Annotated in this window: 7 protein-coding genes; 4 read left to right on the top strand and 3 right to left on the bottom strand. The window is 41.9% G+C overall.

Annotated features, from left to right (window positions below; translation table 11 throughout):
- Window positions 1-45: 45 nt before the first annotated feature.
- Window positions 46-1,815 carry a methyl-accepting chemotaxis protein gene (locus F0226_RS21350; protein WP_171737527.1) on the top strand — a complete coding sequence of 590 codons (1,770 nt, stop codon included), beginning with the start codon at window positions 46-48 and terminating at the stop codon, window positions 1,813-1,815.
- A gap of 179 nt (window positions 1,816-1,994) precedes the next feature.
- On the opposite strand, the gene F0226_RS21355 is transcribed toward F0226_RS21350, so the two are convergent.
- From F0226_RS21355 to F0226_RS21365, 3 genes are all read right to left on the bottom strand, one after another.
- On the bottom strand, window positions 1,995-3,086 hold the full coding sequence (locus F0226_RS21355; protein WP_171737521.1) for a serine protease: 1,092 nt from the start codon (window positions 3,084-3,086) through the stop codon (window positions 1,995-1,997).
- A gap of 365 nt (window positions 3,087-3,451) precedes the next feature.
- The gene (gene gcvT / locus F0226_RS21360; RefSeq protein ID WP_171737522.1) at window positions 3,452-4,579 is read right to left on the bottom strand and encodes a glycine cleavage system aminomethyltransferase GcvT; all 1,128 of its coding nucleotides are present in this window, start codon (window positions 4,577-4,579) and stop codon (window positions 3,452-3,454) included.
- Between the two features lie 424 nt (window positions 4,580-5,003).
- Window positions 5,004-5,627: an XRE family transcriptional regulator gene (locus F0226_RS21365; protein WP_171737523.1), complete on the bottom strand. Its 624-nt coding sequence runs from the start codon at window positions 5,625-5,627 to the stop codon at window positions 5,004-5,006.
- 409 nt (window positions 5,628-6,036) lie between these two features.
- On the opposite strand from F0226_RS21365, the gene F0226_RS21370 reads away from it, so the two are divergent.
- From F0226_RS21370 to gcvP, 3 genes are all read left to right on the top strand, one after another.
- Window positions 6,037-7,332, top strand: coding sequence for a serine hydroxymethyltransferase (locus F0226_RS21370; RefSeq protein ID WP_171737524.1), 1,296 nt, complete (start codon window positions 6,037-6,039; stop codon window positions 7,330-7,332).
- Between the two features lie 62 nt (window positions 7,333-7,394).
- Window positions 7,395-7,775: a glycine cleavage system protein GcvH gene (gene gcvH / locus F0226_RS21375; RefSeq protein ID WP_171737525.1), complete on the top strand. Its 381-nt coding sequence runs from the start codon at window positions 7,395-7,397 to the stop codon at window positions 7,773-7,775.
- Between the two features lie 95 nt (window positions 7,776-7,870).
- Window positions 7,871-10,750, top strand: coding sequence for an aminomethyl-transferring glycine dehydrogenase (gene gcvP / locus F0226_RS21380; protein ID WP_171737526.1), 2,880 nt, complete (start codon window positions 7,871-7,873; stop codon window positions 10,748-10,750).
- Window positions 10,751-11,329 lie beyond the last annotated feature (579 nt).

Below are 11,329 nucleotides of genomic sequence, written 5' to 3' on the forward strand. Positions count from 1 at the left end.
ATATATTTCTGAGATATGCATAAAGACAATAGTTAAGGATCGATGATGAACATTAAGCAGAAGCTTTATTCGCTTGGTTTTATTGCCGTATTAGGTGTATTAACACTATTATTTACAGCAACACATTTCGCGACAACCACTGGAGATTTGAATCAAGCAACTAATCTAGTTTCCCAATTAGAGACTCGTTTACTTCATTTACGTAGGAATGAGAAAGACTTTCTTCTCAGAAACAACATTAAATATTTAGACAAGTTTGAGTCTAATGTCACTCTGTTTTTAGATTTAGAGAAACAACTCTCTGTCATATTAGAAAAGCATCAACTCCCTTCTAGCTACAATCTTCGTCAAGATTTAGTGTCATATCAGCAAGGTTTCAAAAAATTAGTGTTCAGCTACCAGAAGTTGGGGCTAAGTAGTAAAGAAGGGCTAAAAGGTACATATAACCAGGCCTTTGACTCTGCGTATTCCCAAGCTTCAACAAAGCAAGCTTTAGACTTATTACTATTTAATAAGGCTGTTTATAGCGGGGTCTATAATTTCGATTTAATCTCTTCAATTAACAGTACTGAATTGATTGATTCTAGCCGTCAATTTATCGAGCAAGAGAAAGTTATCGGGCTAAAATACAACGAAGGACTGCTAGGCGAGACACGCTCTTTATCTCATGCAGTTGAAGAACAATTTAAGGCTTTCTCTGCCGCTATACATGAAGAAAACACACAGCAACTTGAGAGCCTAACCTTTATTAAACAACTGGTTTCAGGTGTTGTCCTTCTCATTATTTCAGGTTTGATTTTTCAAATATCTCGCTCAATTAACCGTCAGGTTCAATCTTTATCTAATATTATCAGCCAAATATCGGAAACGAATGATATTGGGATTCGCGCTAACCTACCTGGCAATGATGAGTTGACCTCTATTGGTCAACATTTCAATAATTTGCTAGATAAGATTGAAGCCCTCATTCTTGGCTCTCAAGATAAATCTAAGCAGTTATCTGGTAGCACTGGCAACATGCATAACCAGCTTGAAGGCGTTATTACACAGTTTCATGTACAAGCGGATCACACGGCAACAATGGCAACTTCTGTTCAAGAAATGGTCTCTACCATTAATGAGATATCAGAAAGTACAACTATTGCCGTTGAAGGTGTTCAGCAAGCTGCCAATAATGCAGAAAGTGGGCGTGAAGTCGTGAGAACAACCGTGCAGAACATCAGTGAGCTTTCATCAACTCTAGCAAATAGCCAAACATCGATTAATTCACTCAATGGACATGTCGATAAAATTGGCGGTGCGGTCAACATCATCCAAGAAATCGCTGAACAAACTAATTTACTTGCCCTGAATGCAGCAATTGAAGCAGCACGAGCAGGTGAACAAGGTAGAGGCTTTGCAGTAGTAGCCGATGAAGTTAGAGCACTCGCAAGTCGTACACATCAATCAACAGAAGAGATTACTAAGGTTGTTTCTGCGATTCAGAGTCAAATGTCGACTGTTGTAGGTGATATCGACAAGTGTAATTTGCAAGGTCAAGCCACTCTTTCAGATTCTGAATTACTCGACTCTAGCCTAAGCCAAATAATCACAGATATGAGCACTATCCAAGCCAACTCTGAACGTATTGCTTCTGCCATTGAAGAGCAAGGTATTGTGATGAATCAAGTCAGTGAGTCTATAACTGAGCTTAACGGAATTTCAGATAACAATATGCATTCAGCGCAAGAATGCTTACTTGAAGTAGATAGTGTATCGGCGCAAGCCAATGATATGGATACTGCTGTTGCTGAGTTTAAAACAAGTCATACTTAAACCGCTATCTGTGCTGTTGAATTAACGACTCTGCTCTAAACTGTCAACCGGAATTCTTTCAACCAGAATTACTGTCAACCAAAACTACTTTCAACCGGAAACACAGAGTAACTTATCGGCAACTGAAACGTTTACATAATAAAAAGCCGCTCAACTTGAGCGGCTTTTTACATCATCACTTAAAATTTAAATTTTCTACGTCTTAAACCCGCTAACAAGATAAGTGGCAATCCCAATATGGAAATGCTTCCTCCGCTAGAGCTACTGCTGCTTGAAGAGTCACCGCCTGCTGGGCTGTTACCAAAATATTCAATTTCACCATTTACTGCTAAGTAATTAGTTCTGATGTTATCAGAGCTAGTCGACTTGGGAGTTTCCCCGCCAGCCAAAACACTATCAATCCAATCTTTGTAATCATGAATTTCGGTGAATACGGAGGTCACTCCTATATTTGCACCACATGATGATGGACCAAAGCTGGTGATCCCTACTTGTACGTATTCACTTCCATCATGCCAATAAACGGGACCGCCAGAGTCGCCTTGGCAGGTACCGTTTTTAAGCCTTGTTAAAAAGCTGTAATCCCCATCAAAACAAATTTGCTTAGTGGTTATTCGTTCCCCATTAAAAAACACCGTTGAACAAGCACTATTGCTAACGGGTGTTAAATCAACTTGCAATAACTGATCATTACTATCATAGCCTGATACGGTATCCCCGTGCCCTACTGCAGTGAACTTCGTGTTGATCTGATCACTTCGATAAGACTCACTATTCGGTCTACGGATAACATCATTAACAGTATCGATGTTCATGGCTGTTTCCAGCTTTAAAATAGCAACATCGTTTTCTAAGAAATAATTGATATCATCGTTGTAGTCATTGCGATAGTAAATTTCTGTGACTCTATTTCTTTGAATATCGCCTAGAGGGTAGTCCTGAACATTTTGCAATTGAGGCACTATAACGGTGAAAAGTGAAATAGCTTCATTGCCATAGATACAATGCGCGGCGGTTAAGATATGGTGCTCATCTAAAATAGTCCCACCACAAAAAGGATTTGTGAAATATTTCCCATCATATTCAAAGCTATCAAGAAATAAATTCGCTATTGAAGGAAATACGCTGACTGATGCATTTTCACCATTAACTATATAACTCGAAACATCATTGCTGTCACTTGCACTTGCACTTGCACTTGCACTTGCACTTGCACTTGCAAAGCCTGACAGCAATAAACATAAACTTATAGATAATCGATTCACCTTCATTATGTTGCTCCATTACATCTTTATGAAATACTCAGCTACTACAAACAATTTTCTTTGTTAATACAAGTGTAGCGTTAAATCAATAGGCATGAATGAGATGAATATCGAGGATGGTGACATTGATTTGGCTGCTAGATCTATTTTTCACTTCGAATCATCATTTGAAAGCTATGAGAATAATGTTAATCGTCTAATAAAAAACAAAAAACCTACTGATGAAGACTCAGTAGGTTTATCTATTATTCAACTTTTACTGGCGGAAATTAGTATAAGTTTAAGAGAGTAACAGTAACAATGAACCATCATCTTCCAGCAAACTTTACTAACCTCATAGCAAACTGCGCTAATCTCTTAGCAAGTTAATGCTAACCTCGGTAGTAACGCTGCGGTACAAATGGCATTTTCTCAACGGTCATCGCTAGCTTCTTACCACGAACCTCAGCAAATACTTCCGTTCCAATAACAGCCAAATCCGTACGTACATAAGCCATAGAAACCGGCTTACCTGCGTTTGGACCAGCAGTACCACTTGTCACTACGCCAATCTTGTTATCTTCTGCATCAAATAGTTCAGCACCCTCACGCACTGGAGCTTTAGTTTGACCCACTAAACCAACACGCTTGCGTTGTACATCTTTAGTCGCAATTTGCTCTAAAATGATATCAGCGCCAGGGAAACCACCAGCACGTTCACCGTCAGTACGACGCACTTTTTGAATGCCCCATAGAAGACTTGCTTCTACTGGAGTTGTCGTTGTATCTAGGTCATGACCGTACAGACAAAGACCACATTCAAGACGAAGTGAGTCACGAGCACCAAGACCAATCCACTCTACTTCCTCTTCACCCGTTAATTTACGAGCCAGAGCTTCAGCTTGATCGTTTGGTACAGAGATTTCATAACCATCTTCGCCTGTGTAACCACTACGGCTAACAATGCATTCTACGCCATCGATATCCACTTTCTGCACATCCATGAACAACATGTCAGCAACAGATGGTTGGAAACGAGCCAGAACTTCAGATGCTTTAGGTCCCTGCAATGCAAGTAACGCTCGATCATCAATAATTTCTAGTTCAACATCCGCAGGCAGATGGGCAGTTAAGTGATCAATGTCTTGTGTTTTACACGCTGCATTTACCACAACAAAAAGATGGTCATCTAGATTAGCAACCATCAAATCATCCATGATCCCGCCTTGTTCATTAGTAAAAAACGCATAACGTTGTTTACCAGCAGGGAGATCAACAATATCTACCGGAACGAGTGACTCAAGTACTTTCGCGGAATTCTCACCATGTAGGCGAAGTTGTCCCATGTGCGAAACGTCAAATAAACCAGCAGCAGCACGCGTGTGTAAGTGCTCTTTCTTAACACCAAGTGGGTACTGAACGGGCATATCATAGCCAGCAAAAGGAACCATTTTAGCGCCGACTTCAACATGTAAAGCATGCAATGGTGTGTTCAGTAAGTTAGCTTGTTCTTGAGTCATTTTATTCTCCATGCGTTGCAGGGCTTTCATTTAAGCCTGCCGCTTTGTCTCTATTAAGAGTCGTCTCTTATGTATTTGATTACAGATCTTACTAATAAGATACCTTGAACAAATATCGATAAGACCCGGTAGATAGTGGGAACCTAATTTAAGCGTAAATCAAATTCCCAAGAATTCACTTCAATAAACCATGATCTACATGAGTAAACCTTGTTCACTATAGTAAACAAGCATGAGGCAGTTTTATAGCCTTAACAAGATTAAAACAGTCTAAAATGTGACATTTAACAATTAAATCACATTTGGGACTGAAAAAGAAAAACGCCATTTTGATGATTTTCACATCAAAATGGCGCTTGTTAATCGAAGTTAGCAACAAAAGCAAACGGTTGCCTTCACTATAAGAAATTTATTCTTCTTTGTTTTATTTTGCAGTCACCCACAAAATATGAGCATCATCAACACTCGAAGAGATCAACATATGCCCCATATTCGCATCATAGTACATGCTATCCCCTTCACTCATTGAAACCGGTTCATAGAATTCAGAATAAAACATAACTGAGCCAGATATGATCATCAAAAACTCTTCACCATCATGACGAACCCAATCACTATACTCATCAAAGCTACGCGCTCGCACTCGGCTTTTAAAAGGCATCATCTTTTTGTTCGATAATTCAGTGGCCAGAAGCTCATGCTCGTAAGTAGGTGTTGGATGGGGTTTACCTTGCCCTGACTTAGTTAGATCCCTACGCCCTGTTGCCACCTTTTTTCTTGGTGGTTCAAAGAGTTGAGGCATATCTATCTGCAAACCTAAAGCGAGCTTTTGCATCGCTTGGTAAGTCGGAGAGATTTGTTCATTTTCAATTTTGCTTAACGTAGAACGAGCCAAACCTGTTCTTTGGCTGGCTTCTTCTAGAGTAATGCCCAACTTACTTCGTATCTCTTTGATTCTCTGCCCTAGTTTCAAGGGTTCTATATTTTGGTCTAGCGACTCTTTCGCCAACGTTAAAGATGGGTACTCATCATAGATGTCTTCTGACATAGGTCCCTCGTTATTTTTATGCATCCTGTCTATAAATATTATTGTTGCACGAAGACCTTTGTTGATTAAAGAGCACACAGTAAAATAAACCGTGCTCTCGGTAACATAATGAGAAAATCTGTTTCCTATAGGAAATTTTTGATTGATTGTTTGTCACAGGAAAGCTATGTTATCGACTTGTTAGATGAAGAGATGCTACTTCTGCTCGAAGCGAATGATAGTTTTAACATTTGCTTAAGCTGTTTTTACCCTACTTTTTTGGGGACCAATTCGTACTGCATTGACCCTACAAGCGATTGTTTGACGTAATTACAAAAATGACGCAAACGATAACAATGCAGAAACTAACGTAATACTGATGGAACAATAATAAAGATTCACCATCGGTTAAAATGAAAGGTCATCGACAATGAACAACGCACACCAAAGCCATAGCTTAGACAGCTTTTTTTCTACGACTCTTGCTGCGACAGACGATGCGGTGTTTGCTGGAATTCAAGCAGAAAACACACGCCAAAACGAACAAATCGAACTCATTGCTTCTGAAAACATCGTTTCAAAAGCAGTAATGCAAGCTCAAGGCACATGCCTAACGAATAAATATGCCGAAGGTTACCCTGGCCGTCGTTATTACGGTGGTTGCGAACATGTTGATACTGTTGAAGCCATTGCTATTGAACGTGCTAAACAGCTTTTCAAATGCGAATACGTGAATGTACAGCCTCACTCTGGTGCCCAAGCAAACGGCGCCGTTAAGCTTGCACTTCTTCAACCAGGTGACACTATTTTAGGCATGTCTTTAGATGCCGGCGGTCACCTTACTCATGGTGCTCGCCCTGCGATGTCTGGTAAATGGTTTAATGCCGTTCAGTACGGTGTTGATCGCGATACGTTAGAAATTGATTACGAAGCAGTACGTCAATTAGCTATCGAAAGTAAGCCAAAAATGATCATTGCTGGTGGTAGTGCTATTCCACGCGTAATCGATTTTGCAAAGTTCCGAGAAATCGCTGATGAAGTCGGCGCAATCTTAATGGTAGATATGGCACACATTGCTGGCCTTATTGCTACTGGCGCTCACCCTAGCCCGCTTCCGCACGCACACGTAGTGACAACAACGACGCACAAAACATTACGTGGTCCTCGCGGCGGTATGATTCTTACCAATCACGAAGACATCAACAAAAAAATCAACTCTGCAGTTTTCCCTGGTCTTCAGGGCGGCCCTCTGATGCACGTTATCGCGGCTAAAGCGGTTGCATTTGGTGAGGCTCTTGGTCCTGAATTCACCACTTATATTGATTCAGTGATCGATAACGCAAAAGTTCTTGCTGAAGTATTGCAAACTCGCGGTTGTGATATCGTGACTGGCGGTACTGATACGCACTTAATGCTGGTTGACCTTCGCCCTAAGGGCTTGAAAGGTAACGTAACTGAAGAGGCATTAGAGCGTGCAGGGATCACATGTAACAAAAATGGTATACCATTTGACACAGAAAAACCTATGATTACTTCGGGTATTCGTTTAGGTACACCAGCTGGAACCACTCGTGGTTTTGGTACTGAAGAATTCAAGCTTATCGGTCAATGGATCGGTGATGTACTAGATGGGTTAGTTGAAAGCCCTGAAGGCAATGCCGAAGTTGAGCAACGTGTTCGCAAGCAAGTAAAAGAGCTTTGCAAACGCTTCCCTCTTTACCGTTAAGACTGTTAAAAATAATTACTCGTTTTTAAATTAACATCTCATAAATTTTTGGAGAATTAGCAATGGACAATACACTGAAGTTTGCAGACAGCCATGAGTGGGTAAAAGACAACGGTGACGGCACTGTGACAATCGGTATTTCTGAGCACGCTCAAGAAATGCTAGGTGACGTTGTATTCGTTGACCTACCAGATACAGAAGACGAAATCGAAGCTGGTGAAAGCTTCTCTCTTGTTGAATCTGTAAAAGCAGCATCAGACATCTATGCGCCAATCACTGGTGAAATCGTTGCAATTAACGAAGAGCTAGAAGATAGCCCAGAGCTTATTAACGAAGAACCTTATGAAGGTGGCTGGATTGTTAAAGTGAAGATGTCTGACGCATCTGAACTAGGCAACCTTAAAGACGCTGAAGAATACCTAAGCTCTATCGAAGAAGACTAATTAGGTAACCCGATCACGATAAAGCTGCTCTTTTTGAGCAGCTTAATTTTAGGGGCTAGCTCACGGTTCCTATAGAGAGAAAGTAGAACGATATCATGACAGAATTACTTCAAAGCCAATTACTGAAAGACTTGGGTACTCAAAACGAGTTTGTTGCTCGCCACAACGGCCCAAATAAAGCAGACCAGCAAAAAATGCTTGATGCTATCAATGTTGCTAGCTTAGATGCATTGATCGACGAAACCGTGCCTGCACAAATCCGTTTAGAGAAACCGATGACGCTAGCGGCTCCGCTTAGTGAAATGGATATGCTGACGTCTCTAAAAGAAATCGCAAACTTGAACCAAGTTAAGCGTACTTTTATCGGTCAAGGTTACTACAACACATTCACTCCAAACGTTATTTTACGTAACGTTTTAGAAAACCCAGGCTGGTACACAGCGTACACACCATACCAACCAGAGATCTCTCAAGGTCGCCTTGAAGCTCTGCTTAATTACCAACAAATGGTGATGGATCTAACGGGCATGGAAATCGCGAACGCATCACTTCTTGATGAAGCGACAGCGGCTGGCGAAGCAATGACACTGTGTAAGCGTGCTGGTAAAAGTAAGAGCAACGTATTCTTCGTAGCAGATGATGTTCACCCTCAGACACTAGAAGTCGTTAAGACTCGTGCTGAATACATCGGTTTTGAAGTCATGGTTGGTGCTCTTGAAACACTTACAGAGCAAGACGTCTTTGGTGCATTGGTTCAATATCCAGGCACAACTGGTGAAGTAAAAGACCTAACAGACATCATTGCGAAAGCTCAAGCAAACAAAACACTCGTAACCGTTGCTACTGACCTATTAGCTTCAGCTCTTCTTAAGCCTGCGGGCGAAATGGGCGCAGACGTAGTAATCGGTTCAGCGCAACGTTTCGGCGTTCCTATGGGTTACGGCGGTCCACATGCTGCATTCATGGGTACTCGTGAAAAGCATAAGCGTACAATGCCAGGTCGTGTAATCGGTGTATCTATTGATACTCACGGTAACCAAGCGCTGCGTATGGCAATGCAAACTCGTGAACAACACATCCGCCGCGAGAAAGCGACTTCGAACATCTGTACCGCTCAAGCTCTATTAGCGAATATGGCGTCTTTCTACGCTGTATTCCACGGTTCTGAAGGTCTTCGTACCATTGCTCGTCGTACACACCACATGACGGCTATCTTAGCGGCAGGTCTTACAAAGGCTGGCTACGAGCTAACGAATAACAGCTTCTTCGATACCATTACGATCAACTCTGAAGATAAGACAGATGCACTGTACGCGAAAGCGCAAGCAGCAGACATCAACTTACGCCTTCTTAAGGGTAAAATCGGCATCAGCCTAGATGAAACAACCACGATCGACGACGTGAATGCTCTATTCGCAATCTTCGACGTGAAAGAAGACATTCAAGCGCTATCTTCTGACATTGCATCAAATGAATTTGCAGCAATCCCAGAAAACTGCCGTCGTGAGTCAAAATTCCTGACTCACCCAGTATTCAATACTCACCACAGCGAAACGCAAATGATGCGTTACCTAAAACAGCTTGAGAACAAAGACTTCTCACTAACGCACGGCATGATCCCGCTGGGCAGCTGTACAATGAAGCTGAACGCTGCTGCTGAGATGATCCCTGTAACATGGCCTGAGTTTGGTTCTATCCACCCATTTGCACCTCTTGAGCAAGCGGCTGGTTACACAGCGTTAGCAAAAGATCTTAAAGAGAAGCTATGTGAAATCACCGGTTACGACGATTTCTCACTACAGCCTAACTCTGGTGCATCTGGTGAATATGCTGGTCTGATCGCGATTCAACGTTACCATGCAAGCCGCGGTGAAGGTCACCGTAACGTTTGTTTGATCCCTAGCTCTGCGCACGGTACTAACCCTGCAACAGCGTCGATGGTTTCAATGAAAGTAGTGGTTGTTAAGTGTGATGAAGATGGCAACATCGACATGGTAGATTTAGCTACGAAAATCGAGAAGCACAAAGACAACCTATCAAGCATCATGATCACTTACCCTTCTACGCACGGCGTATACGAAGAGCAAGTGAAAGAAGTGTGTGAACAAGTACACGCAGCGGGCGGTCAGGTTTACCTAGACGGCGCGAACATGAATGCTCAAGTTGGTCTTACTTCACCTGGCTTCATCGGTTCTGATGTTTCTCACTTGAACCTACACAAAACTTTCTGTATTCCACACGGTGGTGGCGGTCCGGGTATGGGTCCTATCGGTGTTAAATCACACCTAGCACCTTTCCTACCAGGTCACATTGAAAACGGTGTACAGGGTTCTGACTACGCAGTATCGGCTGCCGATCTAGGTAGTGCTTCAATTCTACCTATCTCTTGGGCTTACATTGCTATGATGGGTGAACCGGGTCTGACAGAGGCAACGAAAGTCGCTATTCTGAATGCTAACTACCTGATGGAACAACTTGCTCCGCATTACCCTGTTCTTTACCGCGGTACTAATGGTCGCGTTGCGCACGAATGTATTATTGATATTCGTCCGCTTAAAGAAGAGACGGGCATCAGTGAAGAAGACATTGCTAAACGTTTAATGGATTACGGATTCCACGCTCCAACAATGTCATTCCCAGTTGCGGGTACATTGATGATTGAGCCAACTGAATCAGAAGATTTAGAAGAGCTTGAGCGTTTCTGTGAAGCGATGATTGCAATTCGTCATGAAATGACAGCAGTGAAAAACGGTGAATGGCCACTAGACAACAACCCTCTAGTAAACGCACCGCATACTCAAGTTGATCTTTCAGGCGCAGAATGGGATCGCCCTTATTCTCGCGAACTGGCTTGCTTCCCATCGAAAGCAACAAAGAACTCGAAGTACTGGCCTACTGTTAACCGTGTAGATAACGTATACGGCGACCGTAACCTAATCTGTTCTTGCCCAAGCATCGACAACTACGAAGATTAATTGTAGTCGAGTAGAGAAACAAAGAGGTATCTTCAAAGTTAAGTAATAACGAGAAAGCGAATATATCTTTTATGAAATCCGAGTGTTTTAATCGCACTCGGATTTTTCTTATTTAAGTTGCAACGAATTTAATTGCCCACCAGCAAGACACCTCACCATCCTATTTTACCGAACGTCTTTTTTAACTATAGCTATTAAAACTAAAGCAATTAAAACCAAAGCTATTACATCAAAAGCTAGTTGAACTAAAGCCATACTTAGCCTATCTATATTTCCGCCTCCAACGTCCCTCTCCTTCTAAAGCTCGTATCTATATGTTTCTGAAAAAACACGCATCTCACCCAAATTTTTATTAACAAAACTCAGGTTTTCCTTTGAGCATTTTCATAGTTCGTGCGGTGTATCGGTTAGGACATCATTACAACTTTCAAAATCGGCTGGATAAACGATGAGCGTATAACTCTTTGTATTCCATTCAAGATTTGTATCAGGAATTCTAAATGCATATTACTTTTCATTGGGCACCCATCTTATTGTTTGCTGCGCTATCAACAGGCTGTAACAGTGGTGGGGATAGCA

The organism is Vibrio sp. 99-70-13A1, assembly GCF_013114625.1.
GTDB lineage: Bacteria > Pseudomonadota > Gammaproteobacteria > Enterobacterales > Vibrionaceae > Vibrio.